The organism is Bradyrhizobium sp. WBAH42, assembly GCF_024585265.1.
Taxonomy (GTDB): Bacteria; Pseudomonadota; Alphaproteobacteria; order Rhizobiales; family Xanthobacteraceae; genus Bradyrhizobium.
On the sequence record NZ_CP036533.1, the window covers coordinates 6,303,881 to 6,323,006 of the forward strand.

18 protein-coding genes and 1 pseudogene are annotated in these 19,126 nt (G+C 64.9%); 10 read left to right on the forward strand and 9 right to left on the reverse strand.

The window, feature by feature from the left end; genetic code table 11:
* The first annotated feature begins 30 nt into the window (after positions 1-30).
* The gene (locus tag DCG74_RS29825) at positions 31-429 is read left to right on the forward strand and encodes a hypothetical protein (protein ID WP_172782908.1); all 399 of its coding nucleotides are present in this window, start codon (positions 31-33) and stop codon (positions 427-429) included.
* Between the two features lie 576 nt (positions 430-1,005).
* Here DCG74_RS29825 and DCG74_RS29830 read toward each other — a convergent pair.
* Positions 1,006-1,449, reverse strand: coding sequence for a hypothetical protein (locus DCG74_RS29830; protein WP_172782907.1), 444 nt, complete (start codon positions 1,447-1,449; stop codon positions 1,006-1,008).
* A 544-nt stretch (positions 1,450-1,993) separates the two neighbouring features.
* Complete coding sequence (locus DCG74_RS29835; RefSeq protein ID WP_172782906.1) at positions 1,994-2,557, reverse strand: SET domain-containing protein; 564 nt, start codon at positions 2,555-2,557, stop codon at positions 1,994-1,996.
* Positions 2,558-2,719: 162 nt separating this feature from the next.
* Here DCG74_RS29835 and DCG74_RS29840 point away from each other — a divergent pair, with 162 nt between their 5' ends.
* Positions 2,720-3,325, forward strand: coding sequence for a hypothetical protein (locus tag DCG74_RS29840; RefSeq protein WP_172782905.1), 606 nt, complete (start codon positions 2,720-2,722; stop codon positions 3,323-3,325).
* 16 nt (positions 3,326-3,341) lie between these two features.
* Here the strand turns inward: DCG74_RS29840 and DCG74_RS29845 are convergent, their stop codons facing one another.
* On the reverse strand, positions 3,342-4,070 hold the full coding sequence (locus DCG74_RS29845; RefSeq protein ID WP_172782904.1) for a TetR/AcrR family transcriptional regulator: 729 nt from the start codon (positions 4,068-4,070) through the stop codon (positions 3,342-3,344).
* Between the two features lie 106 nt (positions 4,071-4,176).
* Here DCG74_RS29845 and DCG74_RS29850 point away from each other — a divergent pair, with 106 nt between their 5' ends.
* From DCG74_RS29850 to DCG74_RS29875, 5 genes and pseudogenes are all read left to right on the forward strand, one after another.
* Entirely contained in the window at positions 4,177-5,574 is a 1,398-nt protein-coding gene (locus DCG74_RS29850; RefSeq protein WP_172782903.1) for a carotenoid oxygenase family protein, read from the forward strand.
* Between the two features lie 387 nt (positions 5,575-5,961).
* Positions 5,962-6,510 (forward strand): annotated as a pseudogene (locus DCG74_RS29860) (hypothetical protein); the annotation flags it as partial.
* A 13-nt stretch (positions 6,511-6,523) separates the two neighbouring features.
* Positions 6,524-7,078 carry an inner membrane-spanning protein YciB gene (locus tag DCG74_RS29865; RefSeq protein ID WP_172782901.1) on the forward strand — a complete coding sequence of 185 codons (555 nt, stop codon included), beginning with the start codon at positions 6,524-6,526 and terminating at the stop codon, positions 7,076-7,078.
* Between the two features lie 105 nt (positions 7,079-7,183).
* The gene (locus tag DCG74_RS29870) at positions 7,184-7,480 is read left to right on the forward strand and encodes a hypothetical protein (RefSeq protein ID WP_172782900.1); all 297 of its coding nucleotides are present in this window, start codon (positions 7,184-7,186) and stop codon (positions 7,478-7,480) included.
* A gap of 14 nt (positions 7,481-7,494) precedes the next feature.
* A complete protein-coding gene (locus DCG74_RS29875) occupies positions 7,495-8,415 on the forward strand; it encodes an SH3 domain-containing protein (RefSeq protein WP_172782899.1) in 921 nt (306 codons plus the stop codon).
* Positions 8,416-8,562: 147 nt separating this feature from the next.
* Here the strand turns inward: DCG74_RS29875 and DCG74_RS29880 are convergent, their stop codons facing one another.
* Positions 8,563-10,218: a fumarate hydratase gene (locus tag DCG74_RS29880; RefSeq protein ID WP_172782898.1), complete on the reverse strand. Its 1,656-nt coding sequence runs from the start codon at positions 10,216-10,218 to the stop codon at positions 8,563-8,565.
* Positions 10,219-10,430: 212 nt separating this feature from the next.
* Between DCG74_RS29880 and DCG74_RS29885 the strand changes: the two genes are divergently transcribed.
* The 3 genes from DCG74_RS29885 to DCG74_RS29895 all read left to right on the forward strand — a co-directional run bounded on the left by DCG74_RS29885 (position 10,431) and on the right by DCG74_RS29895 (position 12,185).
* Entirely contained in the window at positions 10,431-10,904 is a 474-nt protein-coding gene (locus DCG74_RS29885) for a hypothetical protein (RefSeq protein WP_172782897.1), read from the forward strand.
* Between the two features lie 315 nt (positions 10,905-11,219).
* Positions 11,220-11,393 (forward strand): hypothetical protein, encoded by a 174-nt coding sequence (locus DCG74_RS29890; protein ID WP_172782896.1) that lies wholly within the window; start codon positions 11,220-11,222, stop codon positions 11,391-11,393.
* A 117-nt stretch (positions 11,394-11,510) separates the two neighbouring features.
* Positions 11,511-12,185 carry an isoprenylcysteine carboxylmethyltransferase family protein gene (locus DCG74_RS29895; RefSeq protein ID WP_172782895.1) on the forward strand — a complete coding sequence of 225 codons (675 nt, stop codon included), beginning with the start codon at positions 11,511-11,513 and terminating at the stop codon, positions 12,183-12,185.
* Positions 12,186-12,213: 28 nt separating this feature from the next.
* On the opposite strand, the gene DCG74_RS29900 is transcribed toward DCG74_RS29895, so the two are convergent.
* The 5 genes from DCG74_RS29900 to flhB all read right to left on the reverse strand — a co-directional run bounded on the left by DCG74_RS29900 (position 12,214) and on the right by flhB (position 19,124).
* Positions 12,214-12,921: a glutathione S-transferase gene (locus DCG74_RS29900; RefSeq protein WP_172782894.1), complete on the reverse strand. Its 708-nt coding sequence runs from the start codon at positions 12,919-12,921 to the stop codon at positions 12,214-12,216.
* Positions 12,922-13,128: 207 nt separating this feature from the next.
* Positions 13,129-13,809, reverse strand: a complete 681-nt coding sequence (locus DCG74_RS29905) for a lectin (RefSeq protein WP_172782893.1) — start codon at positions 13,807-13,809, stop codon at positions 13,129-13,131.
* A 144-nt stretch (positions 13,810-13,953) separates the two neighbouring features.
* On the reverse strand, positions 13,954-14,967 hold the full coding sequence (locus tag DCG74_RS29910; RefSeq protein ID WP_172782892.1) for a Tim44 domain-containing protein: 1,014 nt from the start codon (positions 14,965-14,967) through the stop codon (positions 13,954-13,956).
* 337 nt (positions 14,968-15,304) lie between these two features.
* Entirely contained in the window at positions 15,305-17,890 is a 2,586-nt protein-coding gene (gene cckA, locus DCG74_RS29915; protein ID WP_172782891.1) for a cell cycle histidine kinase CckA, read from the reverse strand.
* Between the two features lie 154 nt (positions 17,891-18,044).
* Positions 18,045-19,124 carry a flagellar biosynthesis protein FlhB gene (gene flhB / locus DCG74_RS29920; RefSeq protein ID WP_172782890.1) on the reverse strand — a complete coding sequence of 360 codons (1,080 nt, stop codon included), beginning with the start codon at positions 19,122-19,124 and terminating at the stop codon, positions 18,045-18,047.
* Positions 19,125-19,126 lie beyond the last annotated feature (2 nt).

The following is a 19,126-nucleotide window of genomic DNA, read 5'->3' on the forward strand; positions in this document are numbered from 1 at the left end:
TTCCACCCAGCCCAACCAAGGAGACCTGAGATGATCGATGCATCCACCTTCCTGCGCCGCGCCCTCTTCGCCGACGCCATCTTCAGCGGCATCGCCGCGCTCGGCTTCACCTTCGGCGCGAGCACGTTCGCAGCGCTGTTCAACCTGCCCGAAGCGCTGCTGCGCGAGACCGGCCTGTTCCTGATTGCCTACACCGCCCTGGTCGGCTGGCTCGCCTCGCGAACCACGCTGGCAAAGCCGCTGGTCCTGCTCGTCGTGATCGGCAATGCGGCCTGGACCGTCGGCAGCATCGCGCTGCTGCTTTCGGGGGCGGTGTCGCCGAACCTCGCCGGCGAGCTCATGGTCGTCGCGCAAGCCATCGCCACCGGCGTGTTTGCAGAGTTGCAATATGTGGGCTTGCGCAAGAGCGGGAGTGTCGTGACGGCGTGATCGCTTCGTGCCAGCTCCGCGGCGCAGACCGGGGAACGCGAAGGCTTCATCATATCGGATCGTACCCGGATGCATGCATGACCTCGCGTTCTCGCGGCGGATTTCGCCCGAGCTTTGCTTCGTTGCTTGCGCCCTTCGATTGCCGGAGGGCGCAGGGAAGGCCGGGCGCCGGCGGCACCCGAGTCCGTGTACAAGGAAATGCACACGGGGTGGACTACAGGTGTTGCCGGTCGCCCGGCCTTCCCTGCGCGGATGGTTTTAACGGTGTCCTTCGTGCTCTCCTCGGGGAGCGTTGCACTATTGCCCCCGTCGCCTCGCGGCTTCTCTGATGCGCGCACCCGGTTGGGCCGCCGCATCACCGCAAGCCTTGACGCACAGACCCCCGGGCGTCAGGACCACACGACTTCTCCGTCCGCGGACGATTTGGCCTCAGCGTCCGGGGCTTAGTGTGCGCACCCCAGACCATCGACCAAACCGCTGTGACCGCGGTGAGGGGTTGACGGGTTTTGGATGTTTTGCCCGACGCCTCGTCGGTAGATCGTTATCGCGTGGGCGCCAACTGGATCGTCAGAAAGGCTAGAGGCACTCTCCCTCCGTTGGATCCACGGATCTTTCAAGCCGTTCGCGGAACGTTGCTTCTCTCTGCAAGAGTTCCTGCAACATCCCCTTCAAAACGAGGTACTCTGGCAGCTTACAAAAGCCCTTCGCGACTTCCTCTCGTGCACGCAGGCTCCGAACTCGATCATAGTCGGCGGCAATCTTTTGGTTATCCAATTTTGCGTTTTCGTTGATGAACCTTTTCAAGGTCGCGCGGAATTCCTGATAAGTATGCTCACTCTTGCGATCGAGCGTGCCTTCACAAAGAACCATGGCCTCTCGGGCGGACGTCATAATCTCATAGACACACGTCAAACTCATTTCCCCGCCAATTGCCCCGGACGGCCATAGTATGGTCATCGACAGGAACAAACATCCAATTCCTGCGCAGACCTCGCGATATAAGATGCCAAAGGTTCGCATCGTCGTCTCATGGGTACGGTCGGGTACGGCAATACATAAATCGCCGGTGCTGCGGAATTCCAACTAAAAGTGGGGGATTATCCCGGTCGTTTTCGCTTACCTATGCGCGAAATGGTGGTCATGCAGAGCAGTCGAGATGGAGGCCCGCCAACGACGAGCAGGGAAATCCCATTTGAATTTTGCAGAGGTCGTCATGCCCGGGCTTGTCCCGGGCATCCACGTTCTTTGTACTGCGTGGAAAGGCGTGGATGGCCGGGACAAGCCCGGCCATGACGTTGTGGAGACAGTCGGTGCCCATAGCCACATCTCATATGCGATAGCCCTGCGCGAGGAGCGACGCAATCCTGACTCCTTCCCGCGGCAGGATTCTGGATTGCTTCCGCCTTCGCCAAGGCTTCGGCGGACAAGTCGCTTTCGCTCGCAATGGCGGAGAGGAGACGAGAACGTCGTTCTCGGGCTGAGGGCGAGCCGAGAGGAGGGCTTTGGCCGTGCGCGAAGCCTGTCAGCTCGCGCGGCAGAAGGGCGCGCGACGGCCGATGCGAGGCTACGCCTTGGCGCGGCCGACCTTGCCGGCAAAGTGCTTGCCGTTCAGCTTCTTCTTTTTCACGGACGCGGTTTTGGCGCCCGCCTTCTGCGCCTTGCGCTCGGCCCGCGCCTTCACCTTGGCGCGCTCGACCCTCGCCTCGGCGCGCAGCTTCTTGCGCTTCTTCTCGCAGGAATCGCACTTGCAGCCGATCGGCTTCAGATAGGCTTTGAAATAGTCGGTGCCGTAATCGTAGTTGATCTCGTCGCCCGGCTCGATGTTCCTGATGGCGCGGATATAGACCTTGCGCTCGCGCGGCCGAACGTCAGACTCGGCGTTGGGGCGGCAGGAATGGTTGATGTAGCGCGCGAGGTTCTTGCGCACCGATCCGTCGATGGTCCAGCGCCCGTTGAGCTCGAACAGATATTTGTTCTCGATCTCGTCCTGCTCGGGAATCCGCGAGTCCAGGATCGGTCCGAAATAGCGGATGATCCGGCTACCCTTCTTGATCGGCTTGGTGGCGAAGAGGCCGAGCCCGGTCTTGGAGCGGCCGACGCGATAAGGTTTGTTCGAGGTGGCTGGCATGATCTGGAGAATGAGAACGCGAACGAGGCCGCACGGCTTGAGGCGAAGCAGTTCTTCTAGAACGATTCCGCGCTGCTGTCAGGTCTGTCGCGTCCCTGTTTGAACCTTGCCCACAATCAAGACGTCTGATGGTACGGAGTTCCCACTGCATCGAAGCCGCATATGAACCGCCTTACCAGCATCGGCCTGGCCGTCCTGATGACCTGCATCGGCCTGAACAGCGCTGACGCACAATCCCTGGGCAGCAGCTACACCTCGACTGCAGCAAAAGATTGCCGACAGGTTGGCAAGCCCAGCGCGCTCGACGGCAGCAGCACGCGGGTTTGTCCGGGCAAAGACGGCCTGATCGTGCTGATCGCCGAGGACGATCTTCGCGAGATCGTCTCGGTCGGGCGCAACCGCAAGGCAGCAGCTGAGGAACCGGCGGCCAAAGTCTGGTTCGCCCCGTTCAATTCGTCGGAGCCCACCATCGAATGGCGCGCTGCCGGCGCAAAGCCGTTTGCGATCATCCAGCGCTGGCACATCGCCGACAATTCCGATCCCGACAAGCAGGGACGGCCGAACACCAAGGCCATGCTGGTGGTGACCCGGCTGCCGCCGGGTCCGGTCTGCCACGTCGCCTATGTCGATGCGATCGCCAACCCGAACGCCAACGAGCTCGCGCGCAAGGCCGCCGACGATCTCGCCCGCGGCTTCGCTTGCGGCAAGGACGAGGTCAAGATCATCGGCACGCCCGGCCGCGCCGTCGAGCTCGCGACCAGGCGCTAGAGCGCCAAACAAGCCGCTACACGGGAAATTTCGTGGTGATGGGCGCGGTCAGCATCGCCTCGAACAGGCGTTCGGCCGTCGTCCCCTCGGGCAGCCGCTCGAGGATGTCCTTCAGCCGCCCGTCCAGCAGCAGCGTGGTGAAGCCATGCACCATCGACCAGGCCCGCGCGATGGCGGCGGCCTGGTTCAAGGTCAGCGCATCGCCGCTGATCTGCTCCTGCCGCATCGCGCCGATGGCATTGGCGAGCCCGGCGAAGGAGGCTTCGGCCGCCTCGTGCAGCGAGGGCCTGGAATAATCCAGCCGCTCGGTGCGGAACATGATGCCGTACATGCCGGGATGGGCCTGCGCATAGGCGACATAGGCCTTCGGCCGCGCCAGCGCGCGCTCAAGCGGCGTGGTGGCGGCATCGCAGGACGACGCCATCGCCGCGTTGAACTGGCGGAAGCCGACGGCCGCGAGCTCGCTGAGAAGACCGGTGAGATCGCCGAAATGATGGGTGGGTGCGGCATGCGAGACGCCCGCCTCGCGCGCCACCGCGCGCAAGGTCAGGCCGGCAAGCCCGTCGCGCTCCAGCACCCGTTCGGCGGCCTGGAGCAGCGCTTCGCGCAGCGCGCCGTGATGATACGGCGTTTCGGTTTTCGCGCTCGTCGCGCGGCGCGAGGTGCGCGATGCCGCGGTCGATGTCGTTTTTCTCGGGGCACGCGGGCTTCGCGCCGCTTCGCCCTTGGTGTCGGTCTTGGCCATTTGCAAGCTATATGACGCAATATTGACAGTGTAAAGATTTCACTTGACGAAAGCTGCAATCGGGCCTATTCGATCTTTACGATGTAAAGATAGGGGAGGATTCGCCGTGCAGCACGACGCCATGGCCGAGCGCCGCAACAATCTCGCGCCGATTCCGTTCGAGGCCGACGCGCCCTTCCTGAAGATCATCGGCGAATTGCCGCGCGAGCTGAACGGCACGCTCTACCGCAACGGCCCCAATCCGCAGTTCGATTCGCCCGGCGCGCACTGGTTCGTCGGCGACGGCATGCTGCACGCCTTTCATCTCGAGAACGGCCGCGCCAGCTACCGCAACCGCTGGGTCCGCACGCCGAAATGGCTCGCCGAGCACGATGCCGGCCGCGCGCTGTTCGGCGGCTTCGGCCGCAAGCTGCCGGATGCGCCGGCGAACCTGACCGACGGCGGCGTCGCCAACACCAACATCATCTTCCATGCCGGCAAGCTGCTGGCGCTGGAAGAAGCGCATCTGCCGACCGAGATCGAGCCGGGCACGCTGGCGACGCGCGGCTATCACAATTACCAGGGCCGCGTCGCCGGCAGCTTCACCGCGCATCCCAAGATCGATCCCGTCACCGGCGAACTCGTGTTCTTCGGCTACAACGCCGCGGGGCCGCTGACGCCTGCCCTCTCCTACGGATCGATCGACGCAACAGGCAAGGCGACGCGCTTCGAGCGGTTCGAGGCGCCCTATGCCAGCATGGTGCACGACTTCATCGTCACCGCGAACCATGTGCTGTTTCCGATCCTGCCGATATCAGGCAGCATGGAGCGCGCGATGAGCGGAAAGCCGCCCTATGCCTGGGAGCCGGACAAGGGCGCCTATGTCGGCGTGATGAAGCGCAGCGGCACCGCCAAGGACATCGTCTGGTTTCGCGCCGAGGCCTGCTACGTCTTCCACGTCATGAATGCGTGGGAGGACGGCGAACGCATCGTTGCCGACGTCATGCAGTTCGAGGAGGCGCCGCTGTTTCCGCATCCGGACGGACGGCCCACCGATCCCGAGAAGTCGCGCGCCCGCCATTGCCGCTGGACCTTCGATCTCGCAGGCAATACCGACCGCTTCCAGCAGACCTATTTGGACGATCTCACCGGCGAATTCCCGCGCATCGACGACCGCCGCGCCGGGCTGAAGAGCCGTCACGGTTGGTACGCCTGCGCCAATCCGAAACTGCCGATGTTCGGCGCGCTCTCAGGCATCGTCCATGTCGATGGCAATGGCAGGCGGCTCGGCCAATACCTGCTGCCGGCCGGCGACACCATCTCCGAGCCGGTGTTCGTCGAACGGTCGACGGATGCGGCCGAGGGCGACGGCTGGCTGCTCGCGGTGGTCTGGCGCGCACGGGAGAACCGCAGCGATCTCGCCGTGTTCAATGCCACCGATATCGAGGCCGGCCCCGCGGCCTTGGTGCAGCTCGGCCATCGCGTGCCAGATGGCTTCCACGGCAATTGGGTCGGCGCGGCGTAGCTCTCGTCATTCCGCGGGCGCGCCACTTGGCGCGAACCCAGGATGACGAAAATGGAGTTGTCCATGCACATGCCCTCGATCACCGCATGCTCGCTTGTCCTCCTCGCCAGCGCTGCGCTCGCGTTCCAGTTGATCCGGCTGCGGCGAAGCCGCCACACCGTCTTCAACGGCGGCATCCTGCTGTGCCTCGGTCTGCTGATCGCCGCCGCACTGCCGCTCGTGCCCTGGACCGAATTGGCCGAGGAGGCATTGGACCAAGCCGTTGCTGCCCTTCACGCCTTGGAGGTCGCTTACGTCATTTTGACACTGTAAAGATTTCGCTTGACCCGGCATCGCCGGGGCATTATTGATCTTTACATCGTCAAGATAGACCCACCGAGGCGGCCCATGGCGATTTTCCTGATCCTCGCACCCTACGGCGCCTTCGCCTTCCTGATGCTGGTGACGTCGGCAATGCTCAGCGTGTTTGCGGCGTCGGCGATCTGCCTCGCCACGGTCGCGATCGATGTCGCGCGCGGCCGCTCGGTGAAGATCCTGGCCGCAGGCTCGGCGCTCGTATTCGCCGCGATCGGCCTTTACCTCGCGCTGATCGACCCCGCGCTCGGCACGCTCGGCGTCAAGCTGTCGGTCGATGTCGGAATCTTCATCATCGCGCTGGGCTCGATGCTGCTGCGCCATCCCTTCACGCTGCAATATGCGCTTGAAGCGGTGCCGGCCGAGACCGCGGCGATGCCCGGCTTCCTCCGCGCCAATTACATCATCACCGGCGCCTGGACCGCGGCCGCGCTGTTGATGGCGGCGGCCAATCTCGTGCTGCTCTACGTCCCCGGCCTGCCGCTCTGGTCGAGCCTTGCGGTGGCCTTTGCCGCCCGCAACAGTGCGATCTACTTCACAAAGTGGTATCCCGAGTATCGCCAGATCAAGTACGGTACGCCGAACAGGATCGACGATGAAGGACGTATTCGCCCGCCTCGCCTCCGACTTCCTCTCCGCCATCATCTTCCTGGCCGTCTACCTCATCACCGACAACGTGATCCTGGCGACGTCGGTGGCGATCGCCGCTGCAATCGCGCAGGTGATCTACGCCCGCCTCAAGGGGCAGGCGCTCAACTACATGACCTATGCGAGCCTCGCGCTCGTCGTCGTGCTGGGCGCGATCACGCTTCTAACCCACGATCCGCGCTTCATGCTGGCCAAACCCTCGATCGCGCATTTCGCGATCGGCCTCATCATGCTCAAGCGCGGCTGGATGCTGCGCTACATGCCGCCGATCGTCACCGAGACCGTTCCGGAATATGTGACGGCTGCGGGCTATGCCTGGGCGGCGCTGATGTTCGTGATCGGCGCCGGGATGATCGTGGTCGCCTCCACCGGCGATCTGAAGCTTTGGGCGTTCTACATCACGGTGGTCGCCGGCGGCGCCAAGATCCTGGCCTTCGCCGTGCAGTATGTGGTGCTGCGGCTCATCGTCACCAGCCGCCGGCGCGCCGCCGCCCGGGCCTGATTGCCATATTGCAGGGTTAGTCAGGACCTGCGAGTTGCGCTATAGGCTCAGCTCGGGACGGCCGCGGATCGTCGCGGACCGCCGAGATTTGTTCGGGAGACGGGAATGGCCGTAGACGGCAACTGGAATCTGACCATGACGACGCCGATGGGCGAGCGGCAGGCGACGCTGAGCCTGAAGGCTGCGGGCGACACGCTCACGGGCACGCAGGGCGCGGAAGGCAATACCACCGAGATCTTCGACGGCACCGTCTCCGGCGACAACGTCTCCTGGAAGGTCTCGATCGACAAGCCGATGCCGCTCACGCTCGAATTCACCGGCACGGTCTCCGGCGACAGCATCAGCGGCGAGATGGGCATCGGCCCGATGGGCAGCTTCCCCTTCACGGGCGCGCGGGCGTAACGCAAGCTGCGCCGATGCGTATGCTTCGTCTCATCGCGGCGACAATCCTGTGTGTCGCGACACAGGCAGCGCGCGCGAATGACAGCGAACCTGCGTGGCGCGCAAGCGCGCTCGCTTTGGTGCCGGCAGGCTATGTTGCCGGCACCGCTTATCGAACCGAAGGCTCGACCGGGTATCTCGCGCTCTACCCCGCGACATCGAACGATCCGAAGACACCGGCAAGCGCCTTTGCGGCGCGCCAGGCTCTGGTCGTCACGCTGACGGCTGATGCGACGCGGGCAATTTCAGCCGAGCTGAGGCCGCGCACCGAGCCGGATTCTGATAACGACGACAGCGATTTCGCCAGGCTGCACGCCGAGCTGGCCGCCAAGCGCGCGACGCTCCCTGCTGGCACCGAGCCCTGCGATCTCGGCGCCTGGTCCATCGACAAGGATTCCAGCGGCCTCAACGTGCGCGCCGAGCCGTCCGTCAAGGCGCGCGTGCTCGGCACCTTGCCGCCGCCCTACCGGCTCAAGCTCGGCGGCGCCGAGAACACGCCCGAGGGCGGCTGGCTGACCGAATTCCGCATCATCGGCTTCAGGGACGGCTGGTTCCTGATCGAAGGCGCGAGGCCGCCCGGCAAGGATTACGAGGACGAGAAGCGATATCCGCGCAGCGCGCCGAAGCCCTATGCCGGCCGCGGCTGGGTCGCCTCGAACAAGGTCGGCGCAGCCTATGCCAATGGCGCCACGCGCATGGGCGGGCTGTTTCAGGCGCCCTTCATCGATGCCAAATGGATGCCGGCCCAGCGCGAGCTCGGCGGTGCGCTCGACACCGACGGCGGCCCGAAGCGCATTTTTGCCTGCAGCGGCTACTGGGGTCTGGTCGAGAGCCACGACGGCGTCCGCGGCTGGTGGCGCGCGCTGTGCTCGAACCAGGTCACCAATTGCAGTTAGCGAGATAGAGCGAGCAAGCGCCACGCTCGCGTCCCGGACGCGGCGCAGCACGACGTGATGCGACGCAGAGCCGGGACCAGGCTCCACGATGGACCCCGGATCAGCTGCGCAGCATTTCATGCTGCGCAGCATCCGGGGAACGCCGCCTCAGCCCAGATTCAACTCCTTGAAGAAGTCGTTGCCCTTGTCGTCGATGATGATGAACGCCGGGAAGTCGACGACCTCGATGCGCCAGATCGCTTCCATGCCGAGCTCGGGATATTCGAGCACCTCGACCTTCTTGATGCAGTGCTCGGCGAGGTTCGCCGCGGCGCCGCCGATCGAGCCGAGATAGAAGCCGCCATACTTCTTGCAGGCCTCGCGCACGGCCGGCGCGCGGTTGCCCTTGGCCACCATCACCATCGAGCCGCCGGCGGCCTGGAACTGGTCGACGAAAGAATCCATGCGGCCCGCGGTGGTCGGACCGAACGCGCCGGAGGCGTAGCCCTCGGGCGTCTTGGCGGGACCGGCGTAGTAGACCGGATGGTTCTTGAAGTAGTCCGGCAGCGGCTCGCCCTTCTCCAGCCGCTCGCGCAGCTTGGCATGCGCGCTGTCGCGCGCGACGATCATGGTGCCGGTCATCGAGACCCGCGTCTTGATCGGATATTTCGAGAACGTCGCCAGGATGTCCTTCATCGGCTGGTTGAGGTCGATCTTGACGACCTCGCCGCCGAGCGCCTCTTCGACCTGCGGCAAATATTGCGCCGGGTTGTGCTCGAGCTCCTCGAGATAGATGCCGTCCCTGTTGATCTTGCCGAGCACCTGGCGGTCGGCCGAGCAGGACACGCCAAGCCCGATCGGGAGCGAAGCGCCGTGACGCGGCATGCGGATCACGCGCACGTCGTGGCAGAAATACTTGCCGCCGAACTGCGCACCGACGCCGAGCGACTGCGTCATCTTGTGAATTTCCTTCTCCATCTCGACGTCGCGGAAGGCGTTGCCGTCAGGCGAGCCGTGCGTCGGCAATGCATCGAGATAGCGCGCCGAGGCGAGCTTCACCGTCTTCATGCACAGCTCGGCCGAGGTGCCGCCGATCACGATGGCGAGGTGATAGGGTGGGCACGCCGCGGTGCCGAGCGTCAGGATCTTCTCCTTCAGGAACGCGAGCAGCCGGTCTTTGGTCAGCACGGACGGCGTCGCCTGGAACAGGAAGCTCTTGTTGGCGGAGCCGCCACCCTTGGCCATGAACATGAACTTGTAGGCGTCATCACCCTCGGCGTAGATCTCGCACTGCGCCGGCATGTTGTTGGCGGTGTTCTTCTCCTCGTACATCGAGAGCGGCGCGACCTGCGAGTAGCGCAGATTGCGGCGCAGATAGGCATCGCGCGCGCCTTCGGACAGCGCGGCCTCGTCATCGCCGTCGGTGATGACGTTGCAGCCCTTCTTGCCCATGATGATCGCGGTGCCGGTGTCCTGGCACATCGGCAGCACGCCGCCGGCCGCGATATTGGCGTTCTTGAGGAAGTCCAGCGCGACGAACTTGTCGTTCGGGCTGGCCTCACTGTCTTCCAGGATCGCGCGGAGCTGCTTCAGATGGCCGGGGCGCAGATAATGGTTGATGTCGCCAAAGGCCGCCTCCGACAGCGCCCGCAGCGCCTCGCGCGACACCACCAGCATGTCCTTGCCAAGCACCTTCTCGACCCTGACGCCCTCGGACGAAATCTTCTTGTAGGGCGTCTCGTCCTTGCCCAGCGGGAACAGCGGGGTGTGCTTGTAGGGCGGAACGGGCTTGGACTGGTCGGGGAAGGCTGTCGGAGCGTTCATGGGGCAAATCTCGGGGTTTTGGGGCCCTGGCGGGCCTCTCAGCATAGAAGCGTTCTAAGCGCATTTTAGCCAGAAAAGAAAGGGAGCGGTGCGCATGGGAGGGGCAGATCCGGCACGGGAAGGCATTGGCGCAGCTCGTGGAAATGCCTCTGCCCACCCTTGCGATTCGCGTCGGCCGACGCTTGAATGCGCGCCCTAAGGGGCTTTTTATCATGACATTGAAACTGAACGTCCGCGGCGCGATCCTGGTCGCCGCCGCCATCACCGGCCTTGTGGCTCTCACCTCGCCCGCCCGCGCGGATCGCTGCGACGACAGCGCCAAGGAGCTGGCGAACCAGGTCGACCGTCTCAAGGTGAATTTCCGCGCCGCCAACGTCGTGTATCTCACGCACCCCGCGGCCAAGGAGCTGTCGGTCGGCTGCCGCGGCGACAAATATTCGATCGAGCTCTATGCCAAGGGTGATCGCAATCCGAAGCCGGAGTTCTATGCGCTGGTCGGATCGATGGCGGCGATCGTCTTCACCGTGACCAAGGACGACACCACGACGGGCGCGACGCGCTGCCTGAAGCGGATGGGCCTGCTCCGCGGCGACAAGGTCACCATGCGCTACCGCCGGCTCAACATGGAATGCACCCGCACCAAGACGGAAGCGTCCATCGCGATCACGCGCGGCAAGGACGAATAAGCGGTATACTCCTCGCTCCTACTGCGAAGACCGTGCAGGTATAGCGCGACGCAGCTCACCACGTACTCCGTCATTGCGAGCGTAGCGAAGCAATCCAGAAATCTGTCCGCGGAGACAGTCTGGATTGCTTCGTCGCAAGGGCTCCTCGCAATGACGGGGAGAGGCCTCGTCATTTTCACGCAGACCGTCACGTCCGCTAGAGCAAAAAGACCCATCCCCACCGCACCAATTCCCTCGCAATTTAACGATTGGCTTGAAGGAAATTTCGCTCCTCGCAGGGCAGGCTCGCTTGTTTCCATGTGTGAGGATTTGCGGATGAAGGTTTCCACCGTTGCGCCCCCGCCGATCGCGATCGTGGTTCCGAACTACGACACGACCAAGCCGCAGGACGATCAGACCAAGGTCAAGGACGAGGATCCGACCTTCAAGCCGCAGCCGCCGGCGCCGCTGCCGCCGGGTCAGGGCACGCGGATCGACCAGCTCGCCTGATCGGGCTTGCCAAAGCCGAAAGCGCCCGATCCGGTCGATCGGGCTTTTGGCGTGTCCGGTCGCATCTTTGCCGGATAGCCGGACCAGGATCGTGCGCCATTCACCCGGGACCTGCGCATGATCGCACGGCTGCTGTTGCAGAACACAGTGTTCGTCGTCGGCATGGGTGCGCTGCTGTTCGCGTGCGCCGGGACGCTGCATTGGCCATCGGCCTGGGCCTTCCTCGCCATCTCCGCCCTCCTCGGCCCACTCTGCGGCTGGTGGCTCTACCGGATCGATCCGGCGCTGCTCGCCGAACGTCTGCGGCCGGTCCTGCAAAAGGATCAGCCCGCCGCCGACAAGATGTTCATGGTCCTCTTCATCGTCGCCATACTGGCCTGGCTTGCCGTGATGGGGCTCGACCGCCGCGTTCGATCCTCCGACATGCCGACCGTGTTGCAGGTGCTCGGCCTCGGGCTGTTCCTCGTTTCAACACTGTTCACCATGTGGGTCTTCCGCGAGAACTCGTTCGCCGCGCCCGTGGTGAAGCTGCAAGCCGAGCGCGCGCAGCACGTGATCTCGACCGGTCCCTACGCCTATGTCCGCCACCCCATGTACAGCGGCATGGTCCTGTTCTTCACCGGCGTGCCGTTGCTGCTGGGGTCGTGGTGGGGACTTGCGATGATGCCGCTCTTCATCGCCCTGTTCGCCGTCCGCATCCCGATCGAGGAGCGCACGCTGCGCGAGGGCCTGCCGGGCTATACCGATTATGCGGCGCGGGTGCGCTATCGCCTCATCCCGGGCGTCTGGTGAACGCGCCTCACGTCCTGCAGGAAACCGGCTATCGATCCAGCTCGCGATAGCGGCGGAAGATGCCTTGCTCGTTGAAGGGAATGCGGCGCTTGCTTGCAAGATACGCCTTGATATTGGGCCGCGCCGCGATGCGGTCGTGCAGGCCGACGAGGCCCGGGACATCGGCTTCGAACGCCTTCATGCGTTTGGGGAAGGCATAACGCAGTCCCTCGACGATCTGGAACAGCGAGAGGTCGACGTAGGTCGGGCGGCGACCGGTGACATAGGTGCCGCCGTTTGCGTCGAGAAGCTGCTCGAAATAGCCAAGATATTTCGGCACCCGCTCGTCCCAGAAATCGGCCGTGCGCTTCTTCGCCGGCGCCTTCTGGTCCTCATAATAGAGCGAAGGCCCGAGCGGATGATGGGTGTCGTGGATCTCGACGACCAAGTCCGTGATCGTGAGCTGAAGCTGGTGCACCCAGAGCCGGCCGGCTTCCGTCTTCGGCGCGAGCCCATGACGGGCACCGAGATAGAGCAGGATGTTGGCGGTCTGGCCGATGACGAGCTTGCCCGCTTTCAGGAACGGCGGTGCAAAGGGCGGTGTGCCCTTCTCTGCGTCCATCATCTTCATCATCGCAGCCGTTCCGCGCGGACCGCGCGCGACGTCGACGTAAGCGGCGCCCGCCTCCTCCAGCGCCAGCCGCACATATTCGCCGCGGCCCTGGATCTCGGGCCAGTAGTAGAGCTCGTATGTCATGGGAGAGGTCCGTGAGCGTGGAGGCGATCGGACCAATGTAGCATGCGGCTCAAGGTTCCCTCAGGTTGGACAGAACGGCCGCGCCACATACGCCGTCATTGCGAGCGTAGCGAAGCAATCCAGAAATGCCTCTGCGGAGAGAGTCTGGATTGCTTCGTCGCAAGGGCTCCTCGCAATGACAGGTGGAAAGAGCTTCGCGCCCAAAACTCAATTCGCCGCGAAGCAGTACAGCAGCCCGTCGCCGCCGGTGCTCTTCAGATCGGCCTGCGAGCAGCCGCCGTCGGGACCGCGCGAGGGGTGAGAGCTGTTCCACGACTTCGAGGGCTCGTCGTCGCGCAGACCACGGCGATCGAAATGGCCGACCATTGCGGCGCCTTGCGTGCTCGATGTCCAATTCTTGCAGGTGCGATCGTCGGGCCCGGCAAACGCGGTGCCGTCCGGTTGCGATCCCGTGAGGATGTCGTGCCGGTTCGGCTGGTCGCCGGAACCATTGATGACCTCACCCTTTTCGCTGAGCGCGGTCTGCTTGGTGAGATTGTTGGTCGCGCCGTGCAGCTCGGCGACGTCCTTGGCAATCACCGTGCCCTTGGCGTTCTGCCACGGACCCTTGCCGATGCGATCCTTGGCGTTGACGGCCGGCTTGCCGTCGGCGGCCTGCGTCGAGAGATAGGCGCGCCAGGTCTTGGCGCCGGCGCCCGCGGTCTGAGCAAGCTTCTGGCATTGCGCATCGGCGCCCTCGAGACCGCCGAGATCGGCGCCCTTGCCGGGCCCGTTGGAGGTCACGAAGAAGGTCATGTCGGCCGACTGCGCCCGCGCCGATGGGGCAGCAAGCAAGACCATGGCCAGCGCAACACTGGAAATCGTCATGGATTTGTCGATACGGATCATCCTGTCCTCCCAAAGTTGTTTTTGTTCGCCGCCTGACTTCAACCCGAGGCGCCCCCGCTTATTCCGATGCCGTGCTGCGAGAGGCCCAAAAGAAAAGGGCGCCGTGCCGAAGCACGACGCCCTGGTTCCTCATCTCATCCGCGATCAGTTGGTCTGCTGGATCGCCGACAATTCCCAGCCGGTGCTCGGCCGGCGGGCGAAGGTCCAGATCTCGGTCGCCTCGCCCGGCTGCTCGCTGCCGGCGACGATTGCGCCGGTGTTGCGATCCACCGTCTTGTCGGTGAGCGCGAAGCGCAGCGCCACCGTGGCGTAGTCGGTCTCGCCTTCGCGCCAGGCTTCCGCGAGGTCGCCCTGCAACAGCTTCACGTTCGTGACCTTGTTGATCACGTTGCGGGTGCGGTTCTGGGCAAGGTCCTGCTCGAAATAGGAGACCATTTCCGGCGTCGCGAGGGTGTGCAGCTTGGCCACGTCCTCGTTCGACCAGGCGGCCTGAACCTCGCCGAGCAGCCGCTCGAACGCCTCGTAGTCATCCGGCTTGATCTCGAGCGGCGCATTGTTGGCGCCGAAGCCGAAGCCGCCGAGGCCGCCGCCAAGACCACCACCAAGGCCGCTGCGATAGTTCGTCTGCGGTCCGGGACCTGCGCCGGAATCAGCATTGGCGTAAGCCGCCCGCGGGGCGTGACGGCGCTGCCACCAGGACATTGCCAGCCGCACCACGAGGACCACCAGCGCGATCTGGATGATCAGGCCGAGGATCGAGGACAGGCCGCCGAGGCCGCCGAACAGGCCGCCACCGAACAGCATGCCGAGCAGGCCGGCGCCGAGGAAGCCGGCCGCGAGGCCGCCCATGAAGCCGCCGGCGCGGCCGAACAGGCCGCCGCGCGCGGGCGCGGAAGCAGCCGAGTTCATGCCCGCACCCGGCTGGGTGTAGGTCCGGTTGAACTGCGAGGTGGAGCCCGGCGCGGTCGTGGTCGACGGCGGAGCCGAATAGGTGCGCGAGCCGCGCGAACCCGACGACATGCCGCCGCCGACGCGCGCGTCGGCGGACGAGATCGCCAGCGCGGTCGGCAGCGCAAGCGCCAGCACGACGGCGATCGTCTTGAAGAGAGTGCGGGATCGTTGCGAGAAAGTCATGTGCGTTTCCCAAATCCCCGGCATGGGGACGTGCCCCTAAGATGGTCAGACTTCCCGAAAAGTGAAGCCGGTTTCGGAACCCATGGCTGCGGCCCTCAGTCGCGGGGATGTGGCAAAAGCCCATATTTGGCGGGGGTTTGGCCGAGGTACGCGGGGAACCGCGGTCGCCAGTTACCGGTGGGCTTGGGGCCGGGATTTCAGCTTTTTCCCGCGTCCGTTGCGAAGCGCAACTCTATCCACCGTCATTGCGAGGAGCCCTTGCGACGAAGCAATCTAGGATGGTTCCACGCACGCAGTCTGGATTGCTTCGCTTCGCTCGCAATGACGGAGAATGCGGGAACGGCGCAGCGCCGCTCGCCCCTCACCCCTGCTTCGTCATCGTCTCCTTCACCGCCGCCACCAGCTGGCTGAGCGTGAAGGGTTTCGGCAGGAAGTCGAACTGCTGCCCTTCAGGCAGGCTCTTCTCGAAGGCATCCTCGGCATAGCCGGAGACAAAGATGAACTTGATGTCGGGATTCTTCTCGCGCATGGCCTTGAGCAGCGTCGGGCCGTCCATCTCCGGCATGACGACGTCGGAGACGACGAGATCGATCGCGCCGCTCTGCTCGTCCAGCACCTCCATGGCCTCGACGCCGTTCTCGGCCTCGACCACGGTGTAGCCGCGTGAGCGCAGGCCGCGGGCATTGAGCGCGCGCAGGCCCTCCTCGTCCTCGACCAGCAGGATGGTGCCCTGCCCGGTGAGGTCGGTGCGCGGCTTCGCCTCTGCCGCCGCGGCGGGCGCGGGTTCCTTGGCGGCGCCGCCCGTCGCGCTGGCCACAGCTGGCTGCTCGACCTGCACCTCGGCCTCGGCGTGGTGGCGCGGCAGGAAGATGTGGAACGAGGTGCCCTGCCCCGGCTCGGAATCGACGTAGATGAAGCCGCCGGTCTGCTTGACGATGCCGTAGACGGTGGAGAGCCCGAGGCCAGTGCCCTTGCCGACCTCTTTCGTCGAGAAGAACGGCTCAAAAATCTTGTCGCGGATGTCGGCGGGGATGCCGGTGCCGGTGTCGGCGACCTCGATCCGAACATAATCCGCAGCGGGCATGCCCTTGTAGGCGAGCTTGCCCGCGTCCTCGGTGTTGACGTTGGCGGTGCGGATGATCAGCTTGCCGCCGTCGGGCATGGCGTCGCGCGCGTTCACCGCGAGATTGACGATCACTTGCTCGAACTGGGAGACGTCGACCTTCACCGGCCAGAGGTCGCGCCCGTGGACGAGGTCGAGCTTGACCTTCTCGCCGATCAGCCGCCGCAGCAGCATGGTGAGATCGCTCAAAGCGTCGCCGAGATCGAGCACCTGCGGCCGCAGCGTCTGCCGCCGCGAGAACGCCAGCAGCTGCCGCACCAGGGTGGCGGCGCGCGTTGCGTTCTGCTTGATCTGCATGATGTCCTGGAACGACGGGTCGGTCGGCTTGTGCGCGTTCAGCAGGAAGTCGTTCGCCATCATGATGGCGGACAGCACGTTGTTGAAGTCGTGGGCGATGCCGCCGGCGAGCTGGCCCACCGTCTCCATCTTCTGCGACTGGTTGATCTGGTTCTCCAGCGCGCGCCGCTCGGTGGTCTCGAGCATGTGCACGATGGCGGCTTCCGCCTCGGTCTCGGCCGAATCGACCGGCGTCACGAAGAATTGGCCCCAGCGCTCCTTGGCCCCTTCCAGCGCCACCTCGACCGGCGCGATGTCGGCCTTGCCTTCGGCGGCCTGGTTGATGGCCGCGATCAGGAGGTGCCGGTCGCGCGAATTGACCGCGCGGAAGATCGACTTGGAGGAGGTGTCCAGCCCCAGCGCCTGACTGAGCTTGGCGTAGCGCGCATTGGCGCGCACCACGTTGCCGGCGCGGTCGACGGTCGCGATCGCCATCGGCGTGTGGTCGAAGAAGCGCATGAACCGCACTTCGGCGGCGCGATCAGGGTCGCTGCGCTCGTCGCGGGCACGGCTGATCACGAGCGTGCGCGAGGGGCCCGGCGCGCCGTCCGCGCCGAAGGCGAGCTTGTGATAGAGCCGCACCGGCATGGTCTTGCCGGTGCGCATGCGCAGGTCGATGTCGAAGACCTCGGTCTTCACCTCGCCGGGCACCGCCACGATCGAGGTGAGCAGCGAAGCCCCGTCGCCGGAGACGATGTCGGTGAGCTTCAGCCCGCCCGAGCCGATCTCGGCGAGGTCGTAGTCGAGCCAGTTCGCCAGCGTCGCGTTGACATAGGCGAGCTCGCCGGCAGGATTGACCGAGAAGAAGCCGCACGGCGCGTGATCGAGATATTCGATCGCGTGCTGGAGCTCCTGGAACACGTCTTCCTGGCGCTCGCGGTCGCGCGTGATGTCGGCGATCGACCACACCGCGTATTTCGCCTCGCGCTTGCCGGTTCCGAGCGGGCGCACGCGCATGCGCAGCCAGCGGCCCTGGCTGCCGTCATGGCCGGAGATGCGCACCTCCTCCTGCTGCCGCTTGCCCTCGCGGGCGGCCTTGAGCAGCCGGAACACGGCTTCCGAGACGTCGGGGTTGCCGATGAAGACGCGCTCGACGGGGCGCACGTCCTGCGGGCCGCTGGCGCCGGTCAGCGTCAGATAGGCGGCATTGGAATAGACCACGTGTCCGCGCGCGTCGGTGACGGCAAGGCCGTCGAAGGCGTGATCGGAGATGCGGCCGATGATGGGATCGTCGAGATTGCGGTCGGCGAAGCGGATGATGCCGGCGGCGAAGGCGAATAGGTTGAACAGGCCGACCATCGCCAGCACGGCGAGGATGCCGAGGATATAGGGCTGCGCCTGCGCGCGCCCGAGCGTCATCAGCCCGACGGCCACGGCGACGAGGCCGGCGGCCACCAGCAGCACCAGCGCAATGCTGCCCGAGCGCGGCGACGGCTCGTGCGCCGCAACGGGCTCGCGTGTGAGGTCGTGGTCGGTCTCGGCGGTCATCTCAAGCTGGCGCGGCCTGTCGGCAGAGAATCAACGCGCCACGGGGCGCATGGGGTCCTCCCTGCCTGAATCGGACCCTGAGGTGCAAGGGCAGCAGCGGCGAAAGGTACGCTGATTCCCAGATTACGGCCATTTCCGGTACTTTTCGGGCATCTTATCCCCGTCCGGCGCCAAATCCCTGCTTCAGGCGCATGACGTAGCCGATGACCTCGGCGACCGCATGGTAATGCTCGGTCGGGATTTCCTGGTCGATGTCGACCGTGGCGTAGAGCGCGCGGGCCAGCGGCACGTTCTCCACGATCGGGATGTCGTGCTCGCGGGCGACCTCCCGGATCTTGAAGGCGAGGTTGTCGACGCCCTTGGCGACGCAGATCGGCGCGGTCATGCCGCGCTCGTAGGACAGCGCCACCGAATAGTGGGTCGGGTTGGTGATGATCACGGAGGCCTTGGGAACCGCCGCCATCATGCGCTTCTTGGCGCGCTGCTGCCGCAGCTGCCTGATCTTGCCCTTGATGTGCGGGTCGCCTTCGGACTGCTTGAACTCTTCCTTGATCTCCTGGAGCGACATCTTCTGCCGCTGGAACCAGCTGCGATACTGGAAGAAATAGTCGGCAATTGCGACGATCGCGAGTGCGGCGACCACCGCGCCAAGCAGATGAATCGTCATGCTGGTGCTGGCGCCGAGCATGGCGGCCGGATCGAGCCTGACCATCGCCTCCATGCGATGCCGCTCCGGCCACAGGATCATGGTCATGACCACGCTGAGAGCGACCAGCTTGCCGATGCCTTTGAGAAAATTGGCGGCCGCCTGCTTGCCGAAGATGCGCTTGAAGCCGGCGCCGGGCGAGATCTTGCTGAATTTTGGTGTGAGGGATTCGGCCGACCAGACCAGGCGGTGCTGCAGCATGTTGCCGGCAATCGCCGCCAGCATCAGCATCAGCAGAGGCACGCCGATCGCCGCGAGAATGGCAAATTCGATCTGCTGCATCAGCGCGAGCAGGGCCTTGCCGTCGGTCTTGATCATCCAGGAATTGGCGAGCAGGCCCCGCATCGGCGTCAGCAGCCCGCTGCCGACCGAGCCGGAGAAGGTCGAGACCACGAGCGTGCCGCCCGCCATCATGAACCAGGTGTTGATCTCCTGGCTCTTGGCGACGTCGCCGCGTTGAAGCGCATCGTCGAGGCGCTTTTGCGTCGGGTCTTCTGTTTGACTTTCGGGATCGTTGTCTTCCGCCATCG